The organism is Stenotrophomonas sp. SMYL89 (assembly GCF_036319985.1).
In the GTDB taxonomy this organism is placed as follows: Bacteria; Pseudomonadota; Gammaproteobacteria; order Xanthomonadales; family Xanthomonadaceae; genus Stenotrophomonas; species Stenotrophomonas maltophilia_Q.
In genome coordinates, this window is sequence record NZ_JAWIRW010000026.1 from 16,288 (window position 1) to 41,361 (window position 25,074).

Sequence of the window (25,074 nt, forward strand, 5' to 3'; positions counted from 1 at the left end):
CCGTCACCGGGGTGGTGCATGCTGGGCCCTGGAGCCCTGCGCGGACACGGGGAGGTGGCCATGCAGGACGGGGTCAGGCGTCAAGAATGGCGTTCGCCGGCCGTTGAGGTCGGGGATGTGGAGGATTCGTTCGCGCATGAAGCCAGCCGACTGCACAAGGAAGCTCGACCGATGCCCGCGCTGAAGCGGGCGTTGGCCCGTCCGTTGCGCGCCATCACCTGGGGCGGCGTGCTGCTGGGCCTGTTGCTGGTGGCCGGATTGGCCACCATGCTGGCCAACGACCATCACCGTCGCCTGGAGGCCGCGCAGCGGCAGAGCCGGGCGCTGGCGGTGGGCAGCGAGCGCCTGCTGGCGCTGGAGCTGCGCAACCTGGAGCGGGCGATGTCCGGCATCGCCGCCGATGCCGCTGAACTGTTCCGCACCGTGCCGTCACAGGCGCCGGCACTGCTGGATGCTGCCATCGGTGGCGTGCTGCGCCGCCACGCTGAACTGCAAAGCATCGTGGTGCTGGACAGCCACGGGCGCGCGCTGACCGCCGGCCGCGGCGACCTGCAGCTGCCGCTGTGGACTGACCCGCTGCGCCGCGGGCAGGGCAGCGCGATGTACATCGGGCCGCCGCAGCGGGCCAGCGATGGCGGCTGGGTGGTGCCGCTGGCACTGCCGATGGCCGGTGAACGCTGGCTGTTGGCGCGGCTGCGCTGTGGTGAACTGCAGCGCATCGCCGGCGGCCTGGATGTGGGGCCCAACGGGCTGGTCTCGATCAGCGATGCCGAGGGTTACATGCTGGCGCGCGTGCCCGATCCGCATGGCACCGTCGGTCGCCGCTACGACCTGCCGCGGCGTGACCTGCTCGGCAAGCAGGCGGTGGTCGAGCTCGGCAGCCTGCCCGGCGTGGTCGACGGTGTGCCGCGCATCACCACCATCAGCACGCTCGACCGCAGTCCGCTGGCGGTGCAGATCGGCTTGGCCGATGAAGACGTGCTGGCGCCATGGTGGCCCTACCTGCAGGCGTCGGTGGTGATTGTGCTGGCCTACATCGCGGTGCTGCTGGTGCTGCTGTATGCGGTGCGCCGTACGACCCGCCGCCAGCAATCGATGGCCGAGGAACTGAAGGCGGGCCATGCCGAGCTGCGCCTGGCCCATCAGGTCGGCCGTGTCTGTACCTGGTACGTGGACGAGGATGCCGCGCTGCTGCGCTGGTCACCGCTGGCGCGCGAGATCTTCGGCGTGCAGACCGATGCGCTGCCGGTAGCCGACTTCTTCGCCCGCGTGCATCGTGATGATGCCGCGCGCCTGCAGCAGGCCTTTGACCAGGCCTTCGCCGGTGGTGCAGTGCTCGACCAGGTGTTTCGCCTGGTGCTGCCCGGTGGTGAAGTGCGCTGGGTGGGTGCGCGCGGGCAACGGGTGGAGGTGGCCGACAGCGAGCGCCGCATGATCGGCGCGCTGACCGACCTGAGCGAGCGCTACCAGGCGCGCGAGCAGATGAGCGAAGTGGAACGCCGTTTCCGCCTGCTGTTCGATCGCAACCCGGCGCCATTCTGGGTGTTCGACCCGGACACGCTGCGCTTCATCGAGGTCAACGATGCCGCGGTGCGCCAGTACGGCTACAGCCGCGAGGAATTCCTGGCGATGAGCATCCTCGACATCCGCCCGCGCGAGGGCTGGGACGAGGTGAAAGGAGCGATCGCCAAGGCCCGCGTTGGTGAACTGCAGGATGCGGCGGTGCGCCTGCACCGGCGCAAGGATGGCAGCGTGTTCGAAGTGCGCGCACACTTGTCCAAACTCGATTTCGACGGACAGCCCGCGTGCCTGGTGCTGGCCGAGGATGTCAGCGAACGGTTGGCCTACGAACGCGACCTGGCCTACCAGGCACGGCACAACCCGGCCACCGGCCTGCTCAACGTACGTGCATTGACCGACCAGCTGGATGAGCAGGACGAGGGTTACACCATCGCCTTCGTGCAGCTGCGCGGCCTGCAGCTGGTGGCCGATACGCTGGGCCGCGAGATCGGCGATGCCGTGCTGCAATCGATGGCGACCCGGCTCGGTGGGTTGGGCGCGCGCTGCGGCACGCTGGCGTTCCAGCCGGCCGAGGACTTCGTGTTCGCCATCGGTGCCGAACACGATACCCAGCGCGTGCTGGACGACCTGCTGCAGATCGTGTCAGCGCCGATGCGCGGCAAGGATTCACTGCACCAGTTCGAGCCGCGCATTGGCGTGGCAGTGCACGTCGCCGGTGACGGCCACAGCGCCGAGCAGGTGATCGGCATGGCCGCGCAGGCCGCGCATGCAGCGCGTGCCGAGGGCAACGTCGTGGTCTGGTTCGACGCAGCGGTGACAACGCGGCTGGCCGACCGGCTGCGCCTGGCCGGGCGCATCCATGCGGCCATCGACAACGAGTTCCAGCTGTATTTCCAGCCGATCCGGCATGCCAGCGATGGCAGCCCTGCGGCGTTGGAGGCGCTGCTGCGCTGGCCGCAGGCTGATGGCAGCTTCATCCCGCCCAATGAGTTCATCCAGCTGTGCGAGGAGACCGGGTTGATCCTGGCACTGGGGCGCTGGGTGATCCGCGCGGCAGCGAAGGCACAGCGGCGGTTGGTCGAGGCCGGTTGGGGCGAGCTGCCGATTGCCGTCAACGTCTCGGCCGTGCAGTTCTTCAACAGCGATCTGGTGGCCGAGTTCACCCGCGCCCAGCAGGAGTTCGGGCTGGCGCGGGGTGCGCTGCATGTGGAGCTGACCGAGAGCAGCCTGATGCGCAAGCCGGCACAAGCGATGCAGACCATGCAGCGCCTGCACGAGCAGGGCATCAGCGTGTCGCTGGATGATTTCGGCACCGGCTATTCCAGCATGTCCTACCTGCAGCACCTGCCGCTGGACATCCTGAAGATCGATCGCAGCTTCGTGGCGGACGTGGAAACCAATCCGCGCAATGCCTCGATCTGCCGCGCGCTGCTGTCGCTGGGCCACAGCATGGGCCTGACCATCATCGCCGAAGGCGTGGAGACGCCGGGGCAACTGGACTGGCTGGCCGCGCATGGCTGCGACCAGGTGCAGGGCTACCTGCTGGGGCGACCGGCGCCGCTGGAACAGATCATCGATGCGCTGGACGAGGTGGCGGCCTAGGTCGCGCGCCGGACAAGGAGCCGGCGACGTGTAGTGTAGAGTCGACTGTTAGTCGACTGCTCTTGTTAGTCGACTGCTCTTGTTAGTCGACTGCTCTTGTTAGTCGACTGCTCTTGGCGTTTGGCAGAAAGACGCGCGCTACGCGCGGGAGTCGACTGACAGTCGACTCTACCGGGCCATATCCGCCGGAAACATCGGCGGATCCATGCGCCGGTAGCGCCGGGCCATACCTGGCGGACGCCCCCTTACACCCCGGCTTCCACCAGGTGATCGATGAAACTGCGCACCTTCGGTGCCAGGTGGCTGCGGCTGGTGTAGACGGCGAAGATGCCGATCGGCGCCGCCTCCCAGTCCGGCAGGATGCGCACCAGGCGGCCCTCGGCCAGTGCATCCTGCAGCAGGAAGTCCGGCTGCAGGATCACCCCCATGCCGGCGATCGCCGCTTCGCGCAGCACATCACCGTTGTTGGCGTGCAGCAGGCTGCTCACCGCCACCTTCACTTCGCCACCAGGCCCCTGCAGCGGCCAGTGGTCACCGGCGGCCCAGTAGCTGTAGCTCAGGCAGGCGTGCGCCTGCAGCTCCTGCGGTGTCTGTGGCGTGCCATGCGCGGCCAGGTACGACGGTGCGGCGCACAGGCTCACCCGCGATTCGCCCAGGCGGCGCGCGATCAGCGCCGGGCTCGGTTCGCGGGTGATGCGGATGGCGACGTCGTAGCCTTCCTCCACCATGTCCACCAGCCGATCAGACAGCGCCAGATCCAGTTCCACCTGCGGAAAGCGCTGGCGGTAGCTGGCCAGCAGTGGCCCCATCCGGGCGATGCCCCAGCTGACCGGTGCGTTGATGCGCAGGGTGCCGGAGGGCTCAAGCGCCTGCGCGCCGATGCTGGCCTCCAGCGCGTCGAACTCGGCCAGCAGGCGCACGCACTGGGCGTAGTAGGCGGCGCCGGCACTGGTTGGGCTGACCCGGCGCGTGGTGCGGTGGAGCAGGCGGGTGGACAGGCGTTTTTCCAGCGCGGCGACCTGGCGGGTGACCCCGGCGGTGGACATGTCCAGGGCCTGGGCGGCGGCGCTGAAGCCGTTGCGCTCGACCACCGCCACGAATACGCGCATCGCCTCAAGGGTGTCCATTGTTGCGCCTTTTGAAATAAATACGGTCAAACGATCGTATTTATCGGTCTGTGAAGGCGCAATAACCTGTGTCCATTCCTTCCGAGGTGCCTCCCCATGCACACCACGATCGCTCCTGTTTCTTCGCTGGCCCCGTATGGCGCCACCCTGCTGCGCCTGGCCCTGGGCGTGCTGTTCCTGGTCCACGCGCTGACCAAGCTGCTGGTGTTCACCCCGGCCGGAACCGCCGCGTTCTTCGAGTCGATCGGCCTGCCCGGCGTGTTCGGCTACGTAACCATTGCGGTCGAGCTGGCGATCACCGCCGCGCTGCTGCTGGGCATCTACGCGCGCTGGGTCGGCCTGGTCGGCGTGCCCCTGTTGCTGGGCACCATCGTCACCGTGCACGGCGCCAATGGCTTCAGCTTCGCCAACGTCGGCGGTGGCTGGGAATACCCGGCCTTCTGGGCGCTGGCGCTGGTGGTGCTGTTCCTGATCGGCGATGGCAAGTGGACCCTGCGTTCGCGCTGATCGCCGCCTGATCCTGCAACTGGAGAATTCCATGTCCCGCCTGCCTTCGTTGTACATCTCGCATGGTTCGCCGATGACCGCCCTGCATCCGGGCCAGGTCGGTGTGCGCCTTGCCGAGCTGGCGCAGGATCTGCCAACCCCGCGCGCCATCGTGATGGCCTCGGCGCACTGGCTGGGCCGGCAGCCGCTGGTCGGCGCGCATCCGCAGCCGCCGACCATCCACGACTTCGGTGGCTTCCCGCGCGCGCTGTTCGAACTGCAGTACCCGGCGCCGGGTGATCCGGCACTGGCCGAAGAAGTGGCCGGCCGCATCGCCGCCGCCGGCCTGCCGGTGGCCATCGACCCGCAGCGTGGCCTCGACCACGGCGCGTGGGTGCCGCTGCGCTTGCTGCGCCCGCAGGCCGATGTCCCGGTGGTGCCGCTGTCGATCCAGCCGCTGCTTGGCCCCGAGCATCAGTTCGCGCTGGGCCGTGCATTGGCGCCGCTGCGCGAGCAGGGCGTGCTGTTGGTCGGCTCGGGCAGCATCACCCACAACCTGCACGACTGGGGCGACTACCAGGACGGCAAGGAAGCGCCTTACGTGCGCCCCTTCATCGAGTGGGTGGAGCAGCGGCTGGCCGCCGACGACCGCCAGGCGCTGCTCGACTATCGCCGCCAGGCGCCGTTTGCCGAGCGTGCGCACCCGACCGACGAGCACCTGCTGCCGCTGTTCTTCGCGATGGGCGCGGCGGGCGAGGGCGGCTTCGGTGCACGTCGCATCGATGCCGGCATCGACGCCGGTTTCCTGGCCATGGACCTGTACCGCTTCGATGGAGCGGCATGAGCCGGGGCTGACGCCGGGCCATCCCCGTCGTCGCGCCTGCAGCCGCATGTGGTAGTTTTTTCCGGGTTTCCGGCGCTGGCTCCCGAGCCGCCCCCCGCGCCGCTTCCTGGAAGAAGCATGCATACCATTGAAGTCGTCCTGGCGATGCTGGTAGCCGTTGTCGCCAGCGGCTACCTGGTTCGCGTCCTGCCGTTCTCGTTGCCGCTGCCGCTGGTGCAGATCGGCCTGGGCGCGGTCATCGCCGGGGTGTTCAACCGCGGCCACGCGCTGGAGCCGGAAGTGTTCTTCCTGCTGTTCCTGCCGCCGCTGCTGTTCCTGGATGGCTGGCGCATTCCCAAGCAGGGCCTGTTCCGCGACAAGGGCGCGATCCTCGAGCTGGCCTTCGGCCTGGTGGTGTTCACCGTCATCGGCGCCGGCTTGCTGATCCACTGGCTGATTCCAGTGATGCCGCTGGCCGTGTGCTTCGCGCTGGCGGCGATCGTGTCGCCCACCGATCCGGTGGCGGTCGGTGCGATCGCCTCCAAGGCGCCGATCCCCAAGCGCCTGATGCACATCCTGGAGGGCGAGTCGCTGCTCAACGATGCATCGGGCCTGGTCTGCTTCCGCTTCGCAGTGGCGGCGGTGATGACCGGCACCTTCTCGCTGGCCACGGCGTCGCTGACCTTCGTGTGGGTGGCGGTGGCCGGCCTGGCGGTGGGCGTGGCGGTCACTTTGGGTGTGTCCACGTTCCAGCGCTGGCTGTGGCGCCGTTTCGGTGAAGAGCCCGGCGCGGCGATGCTGGTCAACCTGCTCATCCCGTTCGCGGCCTACCTGTTGGCCGAAGAAATCCATGCCTCGGGCATTCTCGCCGCGGTCGCCGCCGGCATCGCGATGAGCTACGTGGAGCTGACCGGCCGCGTCTCCGGCAGCATGCGCGTGCAGCGCGCCGGGGTCTGGAACATGCTGCAGTTCAGCTTCAACGGCATCATGTTCGTGCTGCTGGGCGAGCAGCTGCCGGGCATCGTCGAACGTGCCACCACCACCATGAACGAAAGCGGCCACCAGAGCGCGTGGTGGCTGCTGGTGTACGTGGTGGTGATCAACCTGGCACTGATCACGCTGCGCCTGCTGTGGGTGTGGCTGTCGCTGCGCTGGAACCTGCTGCGTGCGCGGCGCCGCGGCCTGGAGCGCGGCGAGGCGCCGAACTGGCGCATCGTGGTGGCGACCTCGGTGGCCGGCGTGCGCGGTGCGATCACCCTGGCCGGTGTGTTGACCCTGCCGCTGTTCCTGCCCGATGGCAGCGCGTTCCCGGCGCGTGACCTGGTGATCTTCCTGGCCGCGTCGGTGATCCTGTTCTCGCTGCTGGGCGCCAGCATCGCGCTGCCGCAGCTGCTGAAGGGCCTGCAGCTGCCGGCCGATTCGGGCGAGCGCAAGGAAGAGGACCTGGCGCGCCGGCTGTCGTCGAAGGCCGCGCTGGCCGGGGTCGAGCGCATGCGCCAGCAGCTGGTGATGAACCAGAATACCGAGAACGTGCAGCTGTACAACGACGCTGCGTCGCGGGTGAGCCTGCTGTACCAGCGCCACCTGGAGCGCGACAGTGATGGGCCCGACGTGGACCCGGAGAAGGTGCGGCGCATGGAGATGGGCTACCGCCAGCTGCGCAGCGCCGGCCTCAATGCCGAGCGCGAGGAACTGTTCCGGCTGACCCGGCGCGGGGTGATCTCCGATGAGATCTCGCGGCGCCTGATCCGCAACCTGGACCTGCTGGAATCGCGCAAGCGCGAGTGATGCCCGGGCCGGGCCGTGCTGGCGCCGATGCGGATCCGGCCTTGGAATGTAGAGCCGAGCCTATGCTCGGCTGCTGTTGCTTCAGGCGTCATGAACCCGGAACGAAAAGCAGCCGAGCATGGGCTCGGCTCTACATGCCGGTGCTGCTTACTCCGGCTTCTGGTCCAGGAAATACGCCTCGACCTTGCCCTTGACCTTGATGGTCATCGGGTTGCCGCGGCGGTCGCGGGCCTTGCCGGCCTGCACGCGGATCCAGCCTTCGCTGATCGAGTATTCCTCGACGTTGTCGCGCTCGACGTCGTTGAAACGCACGCCGACGCCACGCTCCAGCGCCTGCGCATCATGGAAGGGGCTGGCCGGGTTGATCGCCAGGTGGTCGGGAGGGATATCGCTCATCGCTTCATTCACAGTGACGGCCACCAAGGCCGGCTTCAGCGGCACAGGATAAACCGTAGAATGCCGGCCTGCCCCAGAGGAAGTTCCGCCATGCCCGACAACAGCGACTATTTCGATTTCGAGGAAGACATCCACGACTTCGACGAAGATGGCTTCGAGGCGCGGGTCTGGAACCTGCTGGTACTGATCAACCCGGGCGACGAGGAACTGGCCCTGCAGCAGTTCAACCGCTGGCGCGAGCATCTGGCCGAGGACGGGCAGCCGCTGGAAGCGGACAGCGACTGGCTGCCGGCCCTGTTCACGGCCATTGCCTGGCAGTCCGGTTTCGAGGTGGAACGTGATGACCTGGAATCGCTGCAGTCGGCGGTGAACGAGCTGTCGGCGCGCTTCAACCTGCAGCTGGACTGGGGCGGCGACCTGGACGACGAGGACTTCGCCGAAGGCCTGGACGGCGTGCAGCTGATGTCCACCGCCTTCGACCGCCTGCGCGAGCACAACTACACGCTGTGGAGCGTGGATGCCGGCAGCGACGGCTTCACCGGGGTGATGGCATTGACCCGCGACGACGACGCGATGCTGGCGCTGTGCTCGCTGCTGAACGTGGAAATCCGGCTGGGCAGCGACCCGTTCTGAGCAGGACGGCAGCGCTGCGCATGTAGAGCCGAGCCCGCGCCCGGCTCCAGTCCGTTCTCTTGTAGAGCCGAGCCCATGCTCGGCTGCAGTCCGCGTAGAGCAGCCGAGCGTGGGCTCGGCTCTACAGGAGGCAAACGGCAGCCTGCCTACGGCCGGTACTGCGCCCTGGCGTTTGCAATCACGGCTTTGACAAGGTCACGGTCGGCGTGCCGGGAAATGGCCCGCGCACCGAGCGCGATTGCCTGCGCGCGCAGCTCGGCGGTGACATCGTAGTGGGCACCGCTGGCCTTGTTCTGGAAGGCCCGCAGGGGAATGCCGAGCTGCGCCGCCATGGCGTGCAGCTCGGGCAGGGTGTCGGCCATCAGGTGCGCCCAGCGCTGTCCGCGCCAGGGATGCACCGCGTCATCGACGTAGACCGTCACGGCCGCGGCCGGTTCAGGCCTGCGGCTTGCTGTCGCTGTCAGCGGCCGGGGTGGCCTTGGCATCGGCAGCAGCTTCAACCACGTCACCTTCGGCGGCCTCGGCGGCTTCGCCTTCCTCGCCTTCAGCAGCGTCGACGCCTTCGAACTCGGCAACCAGCTTGTCCAGGTACTCGTCAGCGGTCTCGCCGGACTCTTCGGCCAGGGTGTCCAGCAGCTTCTGCAGCAGTTCGGAATATTCCAGGTTGACCTTGCGGCCTTCCTTCTCCTGCACGTTGGACAGGTGCTTGAGCATGGCCAGCATCGGCACCGGGTTCTCGGCGTTGCCCATGGTCTGGCCGCCGATGGCCAGCAGCCACTCACGGCCCTGCAGGCCGATGGCGGCGACCACCTGGCCGTCTTCGTTGGTCAGCACGGCATGGTTCTGCACCTGCTGCTGGGCGTTCAGGCGCAGGAACGGGCGCTTGGCCTGCTGCTTCTTGCGCTTGTCGCGCTTGGCCTTGGAGTTCTGGGACATGGGGTGGAATCACCTGGAAACGGAAAGACCGCCATTGTAGCGGCCGCGCGCAGGTGGGGTCAGATCCCTTTCCGCAGGAAAGGGATCTGACCCCGGTTCAGTGCGCCTCACCCTGCGCGGCCTGCACATCCGGGTCGACGGTCGGCGCCGCCCGCCCCCCCGGCGGGGCGGCCCCGGCCAGGGCGGCCTCCTCGGCGGCCTTGGTCATCACTACGATGCTGATGCGGCGGTTGATCGGGTTCTGCGGGTCGGCCTTGTCGAACAGTACGGACGAGGACAGGCCGACCACGCGGGTGATCTTGCTGTCATCCAGGCCGCCGTCCACCAGTGCGCGCCGTGCGGCGTTGGCACGATCGGCGCTCAGTTCCCAGTTGCCATAGCCGCGTGTGGCCGAATAGGCGGTGATGTCGGTGTGGCCGGTCAGGCTGATCCGGTTCGGCACATGGTTCAGGTACTCGGCCAGCTCGTGCAGGATCTGCTGCGTGTACGGCTTCAGCGTGGCACTGCCAAGGTCGAACATGGGCCGGTTCTGCTTGTCCACGATCTGGATGCGCAGGCCCTCCGGGGTCAGGTCCAGCAGCAGCTGGTCCTTGAACGGTTCCAGCGCCTGGCTCTTGCTGATCGCTTCCTGCAGCTCCTTCATCAGCTGTTCCAGCTGCTGCTTGTCGCGCTGCTGCTGGTCCACCGGCTGCGGCACGGCCTCCTTCTGGTTCTGGAAGGGATCATTGCTGCTGCCGCGCGAGATGTCGGTGGCACCGCCCAGCTTGATCATCGAAGTACTGGCGCCGCCCGGTCCGGCCATGCCGGGTGCAGGCGTGGCGTTCTGGCCACTCAGCGGGCTGGGGTTGCGGAAGTACTCGGAAATGGCCGCACGGTCGTTCTTGTTGGTGGTGGCCATCAGCCACAGCACCAGGAAGAACGCCATCATCGCGGTCACGAAGTCAGCGTAGGCCACCTTCCACGAGCCGCCGTGATGGGCGGCGTGGCCGGCCTTCTTGACCCGGCGGACGATGACAGTGGGCTTGGTCTCGGCCATGGCTTACTTGACCGTCTTCAGGTGCTGCTCGAAATCGGAGAAGGCCGGGCGCACGTTCGACGGCAGCGTCTTGCGGGCAAACTCCAGCGCGATCTTCGGGTTGTAGCCGCGCAGGCAGGCCAGCAGGGCGGTCTTCACCGATTCGTAGATGCGGCTGTCCTGTTCGGCGCGCGCTTCCATCGCCGCCGCCATCGGGCCGACGAAACCATAGCCCAGCAGGATGCCGAGGAAGGTGCCGACCAGCGCACCGGCCACATGGCCGCCGACCTCGACGATGTCGCCGCCGATCGAGCCCATGGTGATGACGATGCCCAGCACCGCCGCCACGATGCCGAAACCGGGCAATCCGTCGGCGACCTTGGTCAGCACCTGCGACGGCGCCATGGCCTCGGCGTGGTGCTTTTCCAGCTCCAGTTCCAGCAGCGGCTCCAGCTCGTGCGGCTCGATGTTGCTGCCGATCATCAGGCGCAGGCAGTCGGTGATGAAGTCGATCAGGTGATGGTCGGCCTGCACCTTGGGGTAGTTGCCGAACAGTGCGCTCTCGGCCGGGCGCTCGACATGGTCTTCCAGCGCCATGAAGCCCTCGCGGCGAGCCTTGTTGAGCAGTTCGTAGAGTAGGCTGAGCACATCGATGTAGTCCTGCTGCTTGTAACGCGGGCCCTTGAACACGCCCACCATCGCCTGCAGGGTCTGCTTGACCGTCTTGGCCGGGGTGCCGACCAGGAACGCACCCAGCGCGGCACCGCCGATGATGACCAGCTCATACGGCTGCCACAGCGCCCCCAGGCGGCCGTGTGCGCCGAGATAGCCGCCCAGCACGCTGATGATGACAACCAGGAATCCAACGATGATGAGCATGGCGCAACGCAAGGAGCGGGGATATCTCCTTGTCGGCCCATCACCGGGTTTTCTGAAGAGGGAATTCTGTGAAATCGGTCAGCGGGGTGTTTCAGCCCGCCACGCCGCTTTCTGCACCGCCACGGCGCAACGGATCAGGCCACTGCTCGCCGTTGCCGGTGAACGAAAGTGAGACGGAGTTCAGGCAGTGGCGCTCGTAGGTCGGCGGCGGGCCGTCCGGGAACACGTGGCCCAGATGGCTGCCGCAGCGGGCGCAGGTGATCTCGGTGCGGACCATGCCGTGGCTGGTGTCGCGGATCTCGCGCACGTGCGCCGGGTCGAACGGCGCGAAGAAGCTGGGCCAGCCGGTGCCGGAATCGAACTTGGTGCTGGAGCGGAACAGCGGCAGCGCGCACAGCCGGCAGCAGTAGACGCCCTCACGCTTGTTGTCGAGGAACACGCCACAGAACGGTGCCTCGGTGCCGTGCTGCAGCAGCACGCGGCGCTCTTCGCTGCTGAGGCCGGCGACCAGCGCCTCGGTCTGGGTGGCAGTGGGGGGCGTCAGGTCGAAGGCGGTCATGGGGGCGCTCCGTGGGGGGTGATGGCCTGGGGATGCGGGAAAACGTGGGGGTGATGGCGCGACCTTGCAAGTGTGATGGCCGTTCATGGCGGGCACACGGGGGCAGGCGCATGGTGAAGACGATCCACGCCGGAGCGTGCCATGAAATCGCCCCTTCCCTTGTTGTTGCTGGCCCTGCTGCCTGCGTTGGCGCTGGCCCAGGTGCCGACCGCCGATCCCACCGCCACCCGCAGCACCACCACCGTGGCGCCCGCCCCGGTGCCACCGCCGCCACAGGCTGCGCGCCCGCAGCCGCAGGTATTGCCCTCGCCGCAGCCGGCGCAGCCGATCAAGTCCACCGGGCCGGCCCAGGTCGCGCCGACGCCGGTACCGAAGCCGGCCGACAAGGTCTACGACCGCAACGGTCGCATCATTCCCGGCGTGCGCCCGGCCGGTCCCAACCGCGTGTTCGATTCGCGCACCGGGCGTTATCTCGACAGCGTGCCGCAGGGCGACGGCCAGCAGATCCGGTAAGGCCGCGCTACGCCCGGCGGCGCAGCTGAACCCCCGAAAACAACATCCTGCCGATCACTGCTTTTTCGCCTGCGATTAACCGATCCGGGACCACCGTGGCCCTGCGCCGGCATTCCGCCGCCGCATGTCCTTCGTCCACTGGATCGCGATCATGAAAAACCAGCAGAACCGTCATCCCGGCAAGGAACCGCAGGGCCGCAACCCGCAGCAACAGCAGCAACAGCAACAGCAACAGATGGACCCGCAGCAGCCGCACAAGGGCGGCAGGCAGCAGGAGCAGCGTTCGCAGAAACATCCGCAGCAGCGTTGACTGTTGCCATGACCGGGGTCAGAGCCCGCTGCGCGGGATCCGACCCCTTGCCGAATCCTGACCGGGGTCGGATCCCGCAACGCGGGCTCTGACCCCGATTGCAACGGCCTCAATCGGGAATCGGCAAGCTCAGCGTTTCCTTCACTTCTTCCATCACGATATAGCTTTTCGACTCACGCACGTGCGGCAGTGTCAGCAACGTGCTGCCGAGCAGCTTGCGGTAGGAGGCCATTTCGCTGATCCGCGCTTTCAGCAGGTAATCGAAGTCGCCCGACACCAGATGGCACTCCAGCACGTTGGGCAGCTTCAGGGCCGCGCGCCGGAATTCCTCGAAGATGTCGCCGGACTTGTAGGCCAGGCTGATCTCCACGAACACCAGCAGGCTGGCCTTCACCGCCGCAGGGTCGAGGTGGGCGTGGTAACCGGTGATCACCCCCTCGCGCTCCAGCCGGCGTACGCGCTCGGTGCATGGGGTGGTGGACAGGCCGACCCGCTCACCCAGTTCGGTGAAGGAGATGCGGCCTTCGGCCTGCAGGATGCGCAGGATCTTGCGGTCGATCTTGTCCAGTTCGCGGGTACGGGTGGCCATGGCCGTCAACCTTCGGGAATGAATTGCAGGAGAACATCCTGCCGGTGTATTTCAAAACAGGCAAATCAACTGGTATCGGCTGTCTATACTTCCCCAATTATGGTCCCGGCACGCTTCAGTGCAGGGAATGATCGGGTTGGAGAAGTCCCATGCGAGTCCTAGTTCTCGGCAGCGGCGTGATCGGCACCACCAGTGCCTGGTACCTGCGACAGGCCGGGTTTGAAGTCACGGTCATCGACCGCCAGCCCGGCCCGGCGCTGGAGACCAGCTTCGCCAACGCCGGCCAGCTGTCGTTCGGCTACACCTCGCCGTGGGCGGCGCCGGGCGTGCCGAAGAAGGCGATCGGCTGGCTGTTCGAAAAGCACGCGCCGCTGGCGATCAAGCCGGGCATGGACCTGGCCCAGTACCGCTGGCTGTGGCAGATGCTGCGCAACTGCACCCACGAGCGCTACGCGATCAACAAGGCGCGCATGGTGCGCATGTCCGAGTACAGTCGCGACTGCCTGAACGAGCTGCGCGCGCAGATCGGCATCGAATTCGAAGGCCGCGACCTGGGCACCACCCAGTTGTTCCGCACCCAGCAGCAGCTGGATGCCTCGGCGCAGGACATCGAGATCCTGGCCCAGTACGGCGTGCCGTACGAGGTGCTGGACCGCGCCGGCATCATCCAGGCCGAGCCTGCGCTGGCCCACGTCGATGGCCTGGTCGGCGCGCTGCGCCTGCCGCGCGACCAGACCGGCGACTGCCAGCTGTTCACCCGCCGCCTGGCGCAGATGTGCGTCGATGCCGGCGTCGAGTTCCGCTTCGACCAGGACATCACCGGGCTGGAGTTCGACGGCGACCGCATCACCGGCGTGCGCATCGACGGCAAGCTGGAAACCGCCGACCGCTTCGTGGTTGCACTGGGCAGCTACTCGCCGGCGCTGGTCGCGCCGCTGGGCATGCGCCTGCCGGTGTACCCGCTGAAGGGCTACTCGCTGACCCTGCCGATCACCGACCCGGCGATGGCGCCCACGTCGACCATCCTCGACGAGAGCTACAAGGTGGCGGTGACCCGCTTCGACGACCGCATCCGCGTCGGTGGCATGGCCGAAGTGGCCGGCTTCGACCTGTCGTTGTCGCAGCGCCGCCGCGAGACCCTGGAACTGGTGGTCAGCGACCTGTACCCGAAGGGCGGCGACCTGTCGCGCGCGCAGTTCTGGACCGGCCTGCGCCCGGCCACGCCGGATGGCACGCCGGTAATCGGCGCCACGCCGTTCCGCAACCTGTACCTCAACACCGGCCACGGCACGCTGGGCTGGACCATGGCCTGCGGTTCGGGTCGCTACCTGGCCGACCTGATGAGCGCGCGCCAGCCGCAGATCAGCACCGAAGGCCTGGATATTTTCCGCTACGGCCAGTACGGTCACGCGCCGCAACACGAGAACCGCACATGCGTCCTGCCCGCGCGCTGATCGATCTGGGCGCTCTGCGCAGCAACTACCGGCTCGCCCGTGAACTGGGCGGTGGCAAGGCCCTGGCGATCATCAAGGCCGATGCCTATGGGCATGGCGCGGTGCGCTGTGCCCAGGCGCTGGAGGATGAGGCCGATGGCTTCGGCGTGGCCACCATCGAAGAAGCGCTGGAACTGCGCCAGGCCGGCATCCGTGCGCCGATCCTGCTGCTGGAGGGCATTTTCGAACCCAGCGACATGGCGTTGGTGGCCGAGCATGATTTCTGGTTCGCCGTCGGTTCGCCGTGGCAGCTGGAGGCCGTGGCCGCCTTCGACAGCCCCCGCCCGTTGACGGTGTGGCTGAAGCTGGACAGCGGCATGCATCGCCTAGGCCTGGACGTGGACAGCTTCCGCGCGGCGCACGCGCGCCTGTCGGCGCTGCCGCAGGTCGAGCGCATCGTGCTGATGACCCACCTGGCGCGCGCCGACGAGCTGGACAGCGAACGCACCCACGAACAGGCGGCGACGTTCGCGCGCGCCATCGACGGCCTGCACGGCGAGACCAGCGTCTGCAACTCGCCGGCGCTGCTGGGCTGGCCGGACGTGCGCAGTGACTGGGTGCGCCCGGGCCTGATGCTGTATGGCGCAAATCCGCTGCCGGACGACACCACGCTGACCGAGCGCCTGCGCCCGGTGATGACGATGCAGTCGAAGGTGATCGCCGAACGCTGGATCGAAGCGGGTGAGCCGGTGGGTTATGGCGCGCGCTTCGTGGCCAAGGCGCGCACCCGCGTGGGTGTGGTTGCACTCGGCTATGCCGACGGTTATCCGCAGTTTGCCCCGAACGGCACGCCGGTGCTGATCGACGGCCAGCCCGGCACGCTGATCGGCCGCGTGTCGATGGACATGCTGACGGTGGACCTGACCGCGCATCCGCAGGCCGCGGTGGGCAGCGTGGTGGAACTGTGGGGCAGTGCGCCGACGTTGGCGGAACTGGCGCCGCGATGCGGCGTGAGCGCGTACCAGCTGCCGTGCGCGGTCAAGCGCGTGGCGAAGGTGTACGTGTAGAGCCGAGCCTACGCTCGGCTCCGGGAACGTGTGTCGACCAAGGTCGACACCTACCGGTGGGTCGCGTTGCCGGGCATTGCTGCGCAGCCCGGTGGGGCGCGTCGCCCGGCATTACCGCGCAGCGGTGGCCTGGCTGGCCAGCTGGCGCTTCACCCAGTCATCAATCAGGCGCTTCTCGTAGCGCAGCGGATCGCTGTTGGTCAGCAACCCACTGCCCTGCAGGTAGCCGGAGTCGCTCAGGCGGGCGTCGCCTTCGCTCACAATACGGCCGTCGGCGTCCTTCAACGTGTACTGCAGGGTGATGCGGGGCGGGTAGATATCGCGCATCACGCGGATGTCGCGCGCACGCGGGCCGTGCCACGGCTCGTAGTCACCGGCACGCTTGATGTCGACCAGGGTCACATCGAGTGTCTGTCCGGGCTGCAGCGGTTTGGCGGCGGTGGTCTGCAGGTAGCGGGCCAGCTGCTGTACCCAGTCACCGCGTTCGGCCTCGAAGCGATTGGTGCTCTGGCGGATCTCGGTGAACTTGGCCGGATCCTCCCATTTCACGCTGACCGGGCCATTGGCCTGCAACGCACGCGGGGCTTCCGGATCGGTCACCGCGCGTGGCGCAGCATGGGCGCCGCCTGCCACAAGGGCACTGGCCAGCAGAAGGGCGGCAGCAAGTGAGCGGTTCATGACGGTCTCCTGCATCCCCTGAGGGGGACGATATTGATTACGGATCGAGTGTGATCCCGCTCCCGGGCAACGGCAATGGCCGAATGCGTCATGCACAAGAGTGGTTGCCGCCAATTCATCGTCGTCAACCCTGACTGACGGCGCTTGACGCTGTGAATACGCTCTCTGGAACATGCTGTGTTTCCAATCCGGCCCGTCCAGACGCCCTTGTCCACACTGCCGCCCCTAGTGGAGCGCCCACCGATGATGGTGCCGGCGCCCGAACCCGACCTGCATCATGGCGTGCTTGAGCGCATCAACGCCGGTTTCTGCGTGATCCAGGTGCTGTTCGAAGGTGACCGCGCGGTGGACTACCGTTTCATCGAGGTCAACGACGCCTTCGAGCGCCATACCGGATTGAAGGACGCACGCGGTCAGCGCATGACGGCGCTGGAGCCGCACCACGAGCAGGACTGGTTCCGCATCTACGGCGAGGTCGCACGCAGCGGCCGGCCGGCGCAGTTCGAGATGGAGGCACGAGCGCTGGGCCGCTCCTTCGCGGTCGACGCGGTGCGGGTGGGGCGACCGGGAGAAGACAAGGTCGGCATCCTGTTCTTCGACATCACCGCGCGCAAGCAGATGGAAGTGGAGCTGGGTGAAAGCGAAGCCCGCTTCAGCGCACTGGCCGATGGCCTGCCGATGCCGGTATGGGTACTCGACGAGCGCGGCCACGCCCGCTTCGTCAACAGCGCCTTCAGCGAATTCTTCGGTGGCGATGAAACGCGCGTTCCGGAAGATGTATGGCGCGGCCTGGTGCACCCGGATGATGCGTCCGTATTCGAGTACGAGCTGCAGGAAGCATTGAAGGCGCAGCGTTCGATGCATGCGCTGGTACGCGCGCGCCGCGCCGACGGCCAATGGCGCTGGCTGGAGATGAACGCGCGCCCGCGCTTCTCGCGCATGGGCCGCTTCATCGGCCTGGCCGGCAGCAGTCCGGACGTGACCGAACGCCGCGAGATCGAACTGGCACGCGAGGAGCTGCTGCAGTCCGAGCGCGCCGCGCGCAGTGCCGCCGAGAACATGGCGCGGTTGAAGGACGAATTCCTGGCCACGCTGTCGCACGAGCTGCGCACGCCGCTGACCACCATCCTCGGTTGGAGCGAACTGCTGCTGCAGCGGGTGGACAACACCAGCCCGCTGTACAAGGGCTTGAACGTGATCGCCAACAGCGCCGGCGCGCAGAAGCGGCTGATCTCGGACATGCTCGACCTCAGCAGCATGCTGCTGGGCAAGGTACAGCTGGAAGTGGAAATGCTGGATCTGCGCACGCTGCTGGGCGAGGCCATCGGCGCGCAGGAACTGGTGGCCGAGGGCAAGGCGCTGGACGTGCACCTGCAGCTGCCCGAGCAGCCAAGCCCCGTGCTCGGCGATGCCACTCGCCTGCAGCAGGTGTTCTGGAACCTGCTGTCGAACGCGATCAAGTTCACCCCGGCCGAAGGCCGCATCGACGTGCAGTTGCAGGCCGACGGCAACCACTGGGTGATTACGGTGAGCGATACCGGTGATGGCATCGCACCGGAGTTCCTCAACCACCTGTTCAGCCGCTTCCGCCAGGCCGATGGCACCACCACGCGCCGCCATGGCGGCCTCGGCCTGGGCCTGGCGATCGTGCAGCAGCTGGTTGAACTGCACGGCGGCACCGTTGCCGCCGCCAGCGAGGGCCATGGCCACGGCGCCACGTTCACCGTGCGCCTGCCGCAGCACCTGCCGGATGCCGAGCGCCGGCCGCTGCGCGAAGTCATCAGCGGGCCGATCCTGGAGCCGGTGATCGTCGAGCCGTATCCGCTGCGGGGCATGCACGTGTTGGCGGTGGAAGACCAGCCGGAGGTGCTGGAGTACCTGCGGCGCATGCTGGAAGAGCAGGGCGCCAGCGTGTCGGCGGCCAGTTCGGCCGGCGAGGCACTGGCACTGCTGGCCGACACCGGCCATCTGCAGTACCACGTGATGCTGACCGACATCGGCATGCCGGGCATGGATGGCTACGGGCTGGTACGCACGCTGCGCGAGGACATGGGCGTGGATGCCGCAACACTGCCCGCGGTGGCGGTGACCGCACTGGCGCGTGCCGATGATCGGCGCCGCGCGCTGGCCTCGGGCTTCCAGGAGCACGTCGCCAAGCCGTACTCGGTGGCGCAGCTGGTGGCTGCCGTACGCAAGGTGCAGGTGCCGCGCGCGGACAGCGCGCTGCACTGAACATTCACGGCCGATTGGCGAACCTGCAATCAGGAGGTCGCCGATGTCCCGTATTGCTCCCCGCATCCATACCGATCCGGCGCAGATCGCGCGCCTCGAAGCCCTGCTGCCGCAGCTGGAGGGCGAAACGCAGGTGGAACTGACCCTGCACGACGGCCGGCGCCTGCTCGGCACGGTGGCGGTGAAGCCGACCGTGCAGCAGTACCGCAATGACGCCGGCGATGAAGGCAGCAACGGCCAGTTGCGCCTGGATGACTACGACACGCCGGTGCAGCAGCACCATGTGTGGCTGGACGAGATCGCCAGCGTCAACCGTCTGCCACCCAGGGCGCCTTGATCGGATGTAGAGCCGAGCCCACGCTCGGCTGCGCCGTCACCCGAGCGTGGGCTCGGGCGCTACACCGGTGCATCAATGCTCGAACAACGTCGGCGTCGCCTCGAACCGCCGCGCATAGGCGCGTTCCTCCGCGACCCGGGCCACCTCGTCGTCGGCCAGGTCCGGCGCACCATACACTGCATAGGCCACGCTGCCATCGGCGCCATGGCCGACCTGGTGCAGCCGGTAGCGTGAGTGGCCGCCGCCGGTGTCCTCGGGGTAGTGCACGGGCGGATGGCTGCCTTCCAGGTCCATTTCACTGTTGTCGACCACGCCACCGACGAACAAGGCTCGCATGCAGGTTCTCCTGGGTTTCCGGGGGAGCCTCTACCCTGAACGTTCCAATGTTGCTGGCGGATCAAGGCCCCGTTCGGGTTTCGCAAAGCGGCCTGGCGGGGCCGGCCCGGCCAAGCCGGTACAATGGACGGCCCTCACGCTTGAAGTACCCGCGCCGATGGCCTCCAGCGACGACGCCCCCCTGCAGACCCTGTTCCTGCCGTTCTCCCAAGGTGCCCTGCGCTGGCCGGAGGGCCCGGTGGCCTTCCTGCGTGCCCGCGATGGCTGGCCGCTGCGAGAAGTGGCCGGCAACCGCGAGCTGCACTGCGAGCAGAGTTTTGCCCCGTTCGCGCAGCCGCTGCAGCAGGCCGCCGGCTGGACCGTCAGCGGCCAGCTGGACGATGCCGCAGGCAAGGGCCGCTACCCGCTGGTGCTGGTGCTGCCGCCGCGCCAGCGCGAAGAAGCCCGCGCGCTGTTCGCCCGCGCGCTGGCGCTGGTCGCCGACGGCGGCCGCATCGTCGCCTGCCAATCCAACAACGAAGGCGCGCGCTCGGGCGAGGGCGACCTCAAGCAGCTGGCCGGCCTCGGCGGCAGCCTGACCAAGAACCATTGCCGCGTGTACTGGACCGCCCCGCTGCAGGTCCAGCACGACGCCGACCTGGCCAAGCGCTGGTCGGCGCTGGACGCGGTGCGCCCGATCGTGGGTGGCCGCTTCCTCAGCCGCCCGGGCGTGTTCGCCTGGGACCGCATCGATCCCGCGTCGGCGCTGCTGGCCGAGCACCTGCCGGCCGACCTGGCCGGGCGTGCCGCCGACCTCGGCGCGGGCTACGGCTACCTGTCACGCGAACTGCTGGAGCGTTGCCCGAAGATCACCGCGCTGGACCTGTACGAGGCCGAGCAACGTGCGTTGGCGCTGGCCGAGCTGAACCTGGCGCCGCCGCCGCGCCCGCTGCCGCTGCGCTTCCTGTGGCAGGACGTCACCGCCGGCATCGAGCCGGGCTACGACGTCATCATCAGCAATCCGCCGTTCCACACGCCGTCGCGCGCCGACCGCCCGGACATCGGCCAGCGCTTCATCGCCGTGGCCGCGCAGGCGTTGCGCCCGGGCGGGCGCCTGTACGTGGTGGCAAATCGCCACCTGCCGTACGAGCACACCCTCAACGACAGCTTCGGTGCCGTGCGCGTGATTGCCGAGCGCGATGGCTTCAAGCTGGTCGAAGCGGTGAAGGGGAAGGGCCGGTGAAGCTGGTCAAGCACATCGCCAACCTGGGCTACGGCAGCCGCAAGCAGGTGCAGTGGATGTTCCGCGAGGGACGCGTCACCGACGCCGACGGCGAGGTGCTGTACGCCGACGACCAGGTGCCACACGAGGCCATCCGTGTCGATGGCGAGCCGCTGGACCCGCCGGCCGGCTTGTCGATCGCGCTGCACAAGCCGGCCGGCTATACCTGCTCGACCAAGGACACCGGCCGCCTGATCTACGACCTGCTGCCACCGCGCTTCCGCGACCGCGATCCGGTGCTGTCCACGGTCGGCCGCCTCGACCGCGAGACCAGTGGCCTGCTGCTGCTGACCGACGACGGTGGCCTGCTGCATCGGATCATCTCGCCGAAGTCGAAGCTGCCCAAGGTCTACGAAGTGGAGCTGAGCGACGACCTGCGCGGCGACGAAGCGGCGCTGTTCGCCAGCGGCACGCTGATGCTGGAGTCCGAGAAGACGCCCCTGCTGCCGGCTGAACTGGAAGTGCTGGATGTGCGCCGCGCGCGCCTTGTGCTGCACGAAGGCCGCTACCATCAGGTACGCCGCATGTTCGCCGCCACCGGCAACCACGTGCAGGCCCTGCATCGCAGCCGCGTCGGCGGGCTGGACCTGCAGGGGCTGGACGAGGGGCAATGGCGGCAGCTCACTTCCACCGACCTGGATACGCTGTTCGCTCCATGACCAACATTGCTGCGCTGCCGTTCCTCCCCGACGCCGTCATCTTCGACATGGACGGCTTGATGATCGACAGCGAGCGGGTCTCGCTGGCCTGCTGGAGCCAGGCCGCCGACGAGTTCGGACTGGGCCTGGATGAAACGGTGTTCCTGCGCATGGTCGGCCTCGGTGATCGCGACACGCACGCGCTGCTACGTGCGCAGGGCATCGAGGACAGCGTGATCGAGGCGGTGGCCGCGCGCTGCCACGAGCTGTATGAAGCACGCACGCAGACCGGCCTGCCGTTGCGGCCGGGCATCCTGGAGCTGCTGGAATTGCTGAAGGCGCATGCGGTTCCGCGCGCGGTGGCGACCACTACGCGGCAGCCACGGGCCAACCGCAAGCTGGCGGCGGCCGGACTGCTGCCGTACTTCGATGCGGTGATCACCAGTGGCGACGTGGCGCGGCCGAAGCCGGCGCCGGACATCTATCTGCTGGCCGCGCAGCGGCTGGGGCAGGCGCCGGAGCGGTGCCTGGCGCTGGAGGATTCGCCGGCGGGTACGCGTGCGGCACTGGCGGCCGGCATGACGGTGATCCAGGTGCCGGACCTGGTGCATCCGGATGAAGAGTTGCGTGCCCTGGGCCACCGCATCGTTGGATCGCTGGTGGACGCGCACGCATTGCTGGTGCCGTTGTTGCCGAAGTAACGGTGGGTGCCAACCGCCTCTGAGGGTGGGTGCCGACCGTTGGTCGGCACACCTGTTCCCATCACACCCGCCCGAACACCAGCGCGGCGTTGGTGCCACCGAAGCCGAAGCTGTTGGACATCACCGTATCCAGCTTCTGCTCGCGGCTTTCGCGCAGGATCGGGAAGCTCTCCACCTTCGGGTCCAGCTCGCCGATGTTGGCCGAACCGGCGACGAAGCCGTCGCGCATCATCAGCAGGCAGTAGATCGCCTCATGCACGCTCGCTGCACCCAGCGAGTGGCCGGACAACGCCTTGGTCGACGACAGCGGCGGTACCGCGTCGCCGAACACTTCGCGGATGGCGTTGAGCTCGGTGACATCCCCCAGCGGCGTCGAGGTGCCGTGGGTGTTGAGGTAGTCCAGCGGACGATCGACGCCCTGCAGCGCCATCTTCATGCAGCGCACCGCGCCTTCACCGGACGGAGCCACCATGTCGGCACCATCGGAGGTGACGCCATAGCCGATCAGCTCGGCATGGATGTGCGCGCCGCGGGCTACGGCGTGGTCGTAGTCTTCCAGCACCAGCATGCCGCCACCACCGGCGATGACGAAGCCGTCGCGGTCCTTGTCGTACGGACGCGAAGCGCTGGCCGGGGTCTCGTTGAAGCTGGTCGACAGTGCGCCCATCGCGTCGAACATCACGCTCATCGACCAGTGCAGGTCTTCACCGCCACCGGCGAACATGATGTCCTGCGCGCCATGGCGGATCATGTCCGCGGCGGCGCCGATGCAGTGTGCCGACGTCGCGCAGGCGGCCGACAGCGAGTAGCTGACGCCCTTGATCTGGTAGGCCGTGGCCAGGCAGGCCGAGACGGTCGAGCACATCGTGCGCGGCACCATGTACGGGCCGACCTTGCGCACGCCACGCTCGCGCAGCAGATCGACCGCGCCGATCTGCCATTCGCTGGAGCCGCCACCGGAACCGGCGATCAGGCCGGTGCGCAGGCTGCTGACCTGCTCGGCGCTGAGCCCGGCATCGGCGATGGCGTCGCGCATGGCCAGATAGGCGAAGGCCGCCGCATCGCTCATGAAGCGCTTCTGCTTGCGGTCGATCAGCGCGTCCAGATCGAGATCGACGCGGCCGCCGATCTGGCTGCGCAGGCCGGCCTCGGCATGGTCGGCCAGTGCAGTGATGCCGGAGCGCCCTTCGCGCAGCGCGGCCGAAACAGTATCCAGATCATTGCCGAGGCAGGACGTGATGCCCATGCCGGTGATGACGACGCGACGCATCAGAAGCTCCCGGTTTCAGTGAACAGGCCGACGCGCAGGTCGCGCGCGCTGTAGATTTCGCGGTCATCCACGTACATGCGGGCATCGGACTGGGCCATCACCAGCTTGCGGTTGATGACGCGGCTGATGTCGATCTCGTAGCGCACCAGCTTGGCGTCCGGCAGCACCTGGCCGGTGAACTTCACCTCCCCACAGCCCAGCGCGCGGCCCTTGCCGGGGGCGCCCAGCCAGGTCAGGAAGAAGCCGGTCAGCTGCCACATGGCATCCAGGCCCAGGCAGCCGGGCATCACCGGGTCGCCGATGAAATGGCAGCCGAAGAACCACAGGTCCGGGCGGATATCCAGTTCGGCGCGTACCATGCCTTTGCCATGCGGTCCGCCGTCCTCGCGGATTTCGGTGATGCGGTCGAACATCAGCATCGGGTCGTTGGGCAGACGGCCGGCAGCGGTGCCGAACAGTTCACCGCGTGCGCTGGCCAGCAGCTGTTCGCGGTTGAACGCGTGGAGACGGGTCATGAAGCACAATCCTGGAAGCGAAGAACAGGGAAACAAGCGCCCGAGAATGCCCGTGGAAACTGCGCCGATCAAACATTTCAACCGTACGCAACCGTAGTGTTTTCAAGGGAATACGCGCATCCTGTTGATGTGCAACGACCATACTTCGGCGTGTGGCCCGCCCGGCCCGCCCCCGCCCTTTCCACCTGACATGACCCGACTGCGCAAGATCATCCACGTTGACATGGACGCGTTCTACGCGTCGGTGGAGCAGCGCGACGATCCGTCACTGCGCGGCAAGCCGGTGGTTGTGGCATGGCGCGGCGCACGTTCGGTGGTGTGCGCGGCCTCGTATGAGGCGCGCGTGTTCGGTGTGCGTTCGGCGATGCCCGCCGTGCGTGCCGAGCGCCTGTGCCCGGATGCGATCTTCGTGCCGCCGGACTTCACGCGTTACAAGGCGGTGTCACAGCAGGTACGCGCGATCTTCCTTCGCCATACCGACCTGGTCGAGCCGTTGTCGCTGGACGAGGCCTATCTGGACGTGACCGAGCCGAAGAGTGGCATCGAACTGGCCACCGACATCGCCCGCACCATCCGCGCGCAGATCCGCGAGGAAACGAACCTGACTGCTTCAGCCGGGATCGCGCCGAACAAGTTCCTGGCGAAGATCGCCTCGGACTGGCGCAAGCCTGATGGCCAGTTCGTGATTCCGCCGCAGCGCGTGGATGCGTTCCTGGCACCGCTGCCGGTGAACCGGGTGCCCGGCGTCGGCAAGGTCATGGAAGGCAAGCTGGCCGCGCGTGGCATCGTCACCTGCGGTGACCTGCGGCAGTGGGCGCTGATCGACCTGGAAGAGGCATTCGGCAGCTTCGGGCGCAGCCTGTACAACCGCGCACGCGGCATCGACGAGCGGCCGGTGGAGCCGGACCAGCAGGTGCAGTCGATTTCCTCGGAGGACACCTTCGCCGAAGACCTGCTGCTGGAAGACCTGACCGAGGCGATCGTGCAGCTGGCCGGGAAGACCTGGAACGCCACGCGCAAGACCGAGCGCATCGGCCACACCGTGGTACTGAAACTGAAGACCGCGCAGTTCCGCATCCTCACCCGCAGCTTCACCCCGGAGCGCCCGCCGGAATCGATGGAAGAGCTGCGTGACATCGCCCTGTCGCTGCGCGCGAGGGTGGATCTGCCGGCCGAGACGCGTTACCGCCTGGTCGGCGTCGGCCTGGGTGGTTTCCGCGAAAAGGAGCCGGTGGTGCAGGGGGAACTGTTCGAGCACACCCAGACCGATCCCCCCTGATCGTTAATCCACGCATGGCGTGGATCTACGTGTCGACCAGGGTCGACACCCACCAGGAGCAGGTCATTCCATCCAGACAGGTTGCGGAGACATGCCATCCAGACAGATCGCAGAGAACCGTCGAAGGCGGGGTGGGGGCGGGTGGGGGGG

At 67.6% G+C, this 25,074-nt stretch carries 27 protein-coding genes; 15 read left to right on the forward strand and 12 right to left on the reverse strand.

Features of this window, described 5'->3' with window-relative positions:
• The first annotated feature begins 60 nt into the window (after positions 1–60).
• Entirely contained in the window at positions 61–3,123 is a 3,063-nt protein-coding gene (locus tag V3B41_RS19275; RefSeq protein WP_049432355.1) for an EAL domain-containing protein, read from the forward strand.
• A 245-nt stretch (positions 3,124–3,368) separates the two neighbouring features.
• Here V3B41_RS19275 and V3B41_RS19280 read toward each other — a convergent pair whose 3' ends face one another.
• Positions 3,369–4,250, reverse strand: coding sequence for a LysR family transcriptional regulator (locus V3B41_RS19280; protein ID WP_049432352.1), 882 nt, complete (start codon positions 4,248–4,250; stop codon positions 3,369–3,371).
• Between the two features lie 96 nt (positions 4,251–4,346).
• Between V3B41_RS19280 and V3B41_RS19285 the strand changes: the two genes are divergently transcribed.
• The 3 genes from V3B41_RS19285 (at position 4,347) to V3B41_RS19295 (ending at position 7,347) form a co-directional block, all read left to right on the forward strand.
• Positions 4,347–4,757 carry a DoxX family protein gene (locus V3B41_RS19285; RefSeq protein ID WP_049432350.1) on the forward strand — a complete coding sequence of 137 codons (411 nt, stop codon included), beginning with the start codon at positions 4,347–4,349 and terminating at the stop codon, positions 4,755–4,757.
• Positions 4,758–4,788: 31 nt separating this feature from the next.
• Complete coding sequence (locus tag V3B41_RS19290) at positions 4,789–5,580, forward strand: class III extradiol ring-cleavage dioxygenase (RefSeq protein WP_049432347.1); 792 nt, start codon at positions 4,789–4,791, stop codon at positions 5,578–5,580.
• Between the two features lie 117 nt (positions 5,581–5,697).
• On the forward strand, positions 5,698–7,347 hold the full coding sequence (locus tag V3B41_RS19295; protein ID WP_197620148.1) for a Na+/H+ antiporter: 1,650 nt from the start codon (positions 5,698–5,700) through the stop codon (positions 7,345–7,347).
• A gap of 147 nt (positions 7,348–7,494) precedes the next feature.
• On the opposite strand, the gene V3B41_RS19300 is transcribed toward V3B41_RS19295, so the two are convergent.
• Positions 7,495–7,743 (reverse strand): DUF3297 family protein, encoded by a 249-nt coding sequence (locus V3B41_RS19300; protein ID WP_329861797.1) that lies wholly within the window; start codon positions 7,741–7,743, stop codon positions 7,495–7,497.
• A gap of 90 nt (positions 7,744–7,833) precedes the next feature.
• Between V3B41_RS19300 and V3B41_RS19305 the strand changes: the two genes are divergently transcribed.
• Positions 7,834–8,376 carry a hypothetical protein gene (locus tag V3B41_RS19305; protein ID WP_012479021.1) on the forward strand — a complete coding sequence of 181 codons (543 nt, stop codon included), beginning with the start codon at positions 7,834–7,836 and terminating at the stop codon, positions 8,374–8,376.
• Positions 8,377–8,522: 146 nt separating this feature from the next.
• Here the strand turns inward: V3B41_RS19305 and V3B41_RS19310 are convergent, their stop codons facing one another.
• The 5 genes from V3B41_RS19310 to msrB form a co-directional block, all read right to left on the reverse strand.
• Positions 8,523–8,798, reverse strand: coding sequence for a DUF4031 domain-containing protein (locus V3B41_RS19310; RefSeq protein WP_049432338.1), 276 nt, complete (start codon positions 8,796–8,798; stop codon positions 8,523–8,525).
• Between the two features lie 13 nt (positions 8,799–8,811).
• Positions 8,812–9,312, reverse strand: a complete 501-nt coding sequence (locus V3B41_RS19315; protein ID WP_329861798.1) for a hypothetical protein — start codon at positions 9,310–9,312, stop codon at positions 8,812–8,814.
• Positions 9,313–9,409: 97 nt separating this feature from the next.
• On the reverse strand, positions 9,410–10,348 hold the full coding sequence (motB, locus tag V3B41_RS19320; protein ID WP_329861799.1) for a flagellar motor protein MotB: 939 nt from the start codon (positions 10,346–10,348) through the stop codon (positions 9,410–9,412).
• A 3-nt stretch (positions 10,349–10,351) separates the two neighbouring features.
• Complete coding sequence (gene motA / locus V3B41_RS19325) at positions 10,352–11,206, reverse strand: flagellar motor stator protein MotA (protein ID WP_008264562.1); 855 nt, start codon at positions 11,204–11,206, stop codon at positions 10,352–10,354.
• A gap of 91 nt (positions 11,207–11,297) precedes the next feature.
• On the reverse strand, positions 11,298–11,765 hold the full coding sequence (gene msrB, locus V3B41_RS19330) for a peptide-methionine (R)-S-oxide reductase MsrB (RefSeq protein ID WP_329861800.1): 468 nt from the start codon (positions 11,763–11,765) through the stop codon (positions 11,298–11,300).
• 141 nt (positions 11,766–11,906) lie between these two features.
• Between msrB and V3B41_RS19335 the strand changes: the two genes are divergently transcribed.
• On the forward strand, positions 11,907–12,278 hold the full coding sequence (locus V3B41_RS19335) for a hypothetical protein (protein ID WP_049432324.1): 372 nt from the start codon (positions 11,907–11,909) through the stop codon (positions 12,276–12,278).
• 124 nt (positions 12,279–12,402) lie between these two features.
• Positions 12,403–12,588, forward strand: coding sequence for a lana protein (locus tag V3B41_RS19340; RefSeq protein WP_197650968.1), 186 nt, complete (start codon positions 12,403–12,405; stop codon positions 12,586–12,588).
• Positions 12,589–12,697: 109 nt separating this feature from the next.
• On the opposite strand, the gene V3B41_RS19345 is transcribed toward V3B41_RS19340, so the two are convergent.
• On the reverse strand, positions 12,698–13,177 hold the full coding sequence (locus V3B41_RS19345; RefSeq protein ID WP_005407919.1) for a winged helix-turn-helix transcriptional regulator: 480 nt from the start codon (positions 13,175–13,177) through the stop codon (positions 12,698–12,700).
• A 149-nt stretch (positions 13,178–13,326) separates the two neighbouring features.
• On the opposite strand from V3B41_RS19345, the gene V3B41_RS19350 reads away from it, so the two are divergent.
• Together V3B41_RS19350 and alr are read left to right on the forward strand one after the other, a co-directional pair.
• On the forward strand, positions 13,327–14,631 hold the full coding sequence (locus tag V3B41_RS19350; RefSeq protein ID WP_014035841.1) for a D-amino acid dehydrogenase: 1,305 nt from the start codon (positions 13,327–13,329) through the stop codon (positions 14,629–14,631).
• The gene (gene alr, locus V3B41_RS19355; protein ID WP_049432321.1) at positions 14,610–15,677 is read left to right on the forward strand and encodes an alanine racemase; all 1,068 of its coding nucleotides are present in this window, start codon (positions 14,610–14,612) and stop codon (positions 15,675–15,677) included. Before V3B41_RS19350 ends, alr begins: the two co-directional genes overlap by 22 nt.
• Positions 15,678–15,788: 111 nt before the next feature.
• On the opposite strand, the gene V3B41_RS19360 is transcribed toward alr, so the two are convergent.
• Positions 15,789–16,355 (reverse strand): DUF3016 domain-containing protein, encoded by a 567-nt coding sequence (locus tag V3B41_RS19360; protein ID WP_049432316.1) that lies wholly within the window; start codon positions 16,353–16,355, stop codon positions 15,789–15,791.
• A gap of 243 nt (positions 16,356–16,598) precedes the next feature.
• On the opposite strand from V3B41_RS19360, the gene V3B41_RS19365 reads away from it, so the two are divergent.
• Together V3B41_RS19365 and V3B41_RS19370 are read left to right on the forward strand one after the other, a co-directional pair.
• Positions 16,599–18,587: an ATP-binding protein gene (locus tag V3B41_RS19365; protein ID WP_049432313.1), complete on the forward strand. Its 1,989-nt coding sequence runs from the start codon at positions 16,599–16,601 to the stop codon at positions 18,585–18,587.
• A 43-nt stretch (positions 18,588–18,630) separates the two neighbouring features.
• On the forward strand, positions 18,631–18,924 hold the full coding sequence (locus V3B41_RS19370; protein ID WP_049432308.1) for a DUF3247 family protein: 294 nt from the start codon (positions 18,631–18,633) through the stop codon (positions 18,922–18,924).
• Between the two features lie 72 nt (positions 18,925–18,996).
• On the opposite strand, the gene V3B41_RS19375 is transcribed toward V3B41_RS19370, so the two are convergent.
• Positions 18,997–19,260, reverse strand: a complete 264-nt coding sequence (locus tag V3B41_RS19375; protein ID WP_005407925.1) for a hypothetical protein — start codon at positions 19,258–19,260, stop codon at positions 18,997–18,999.
• Positions 19,261–19,417: 157 nt separating this feature from the next.
• On the opposite strand from V3B41_RS19375, the gene V3B41_RS19380 reads away from it, so the two are divergent.
• From V3B41_RS19380 to V3B41_RS19390, 3 genes are read left to right on the forward strand one after another with little or no spacing between them, the layout of a single operon-like run.
• Positions 19,418–20,482 carry a class I SAM-dependent methyltransferase gene (locus V3B41_RS19380; RefSeq protein WP_049432305.1) on the forward strand — a complete coding sequence of 355 codons (1,065 nt, stop codon included), beginning with the start codon at positions 19,418–19,420 and terminating at the stop codon, positions 20,480–20,482.
• The gene (locus V3B41_RS19385; RefSeq protein WP_049432302.1) at positions 20,479–21,180 is read left to right on the forward strand and encodes a pseudouridine synthase; all 702 of its coding nucleotides are present in this window, start codon (positions 20,479–20,481) and stop codon (positions 21,178–21,180) included. The genes V3B41_RS19380 and V3B41_RS19385 overlap by 4 nt, the downstream gene beginning before the upstream one ends.
• A complete protein-coding gene (locus tag V3B41_RS19390) occupies positions 21,177–21,860 on the forward strand; it encodes an HAD family phosphatase (RefSeq protein WP_049432300.1) in 684 nt (227 codons plus the stop codon). The genes V3B41_RS19385 and V3B41_RS19390 overlap by 4 nt, the downstream gene beginning before the upstream one ends.
• Positions 21,861–21,921: 61 nt before the next feature.
• On the opposite strand, the gene fabB is transcribed toward V3B41_RS19390, so the two are convergent.
• Positions 21,922–23,130 (reverse strand): beta-ketoacyl-ACP synthase I, encoded by a 1,209-nt coding sequence (gene fabB, locus V3B41_RS19395; protein ID WP_049432297.1) that lies wholly within the window; start codon positions 23,128–23,130, stop codon positions 21,922–21,924.
• Complete coding sequence (fabA, locus tag V3B41_RS19400; RefSeq protein ID WP_049432293.1) at positions 23,130–23,645, reverse strand: 3-hydroxyacyl-[acyl-carrier-protein] dehydratase FabA; 516 nt, start codon at positions 23,643–23,645, stop codon at positions 23,130–23,132. Before fabA ends, fabB begins: the two co-directional genes overlap by 1 nt.
• 190 nt (positions 23,646–23,835) lie before the next feature.
• Between fabA and dinB the strand changes: the two genes are divergently transcribed.
• The gene (gene dinB / locus V3B41_RS19405) at positions 23,836–24,924 is read left to right on the forward strand and encodes a DNA polymerase IV (protein WP_049432292.1); all 1,089 of its coding nucleotides are present in this window, start codon (positions 23,836–23,838) and stop codon (positions 24,922–24,924) included.
• Positions 24,925–25,074 lie beyond the last annotated feature (150 nt).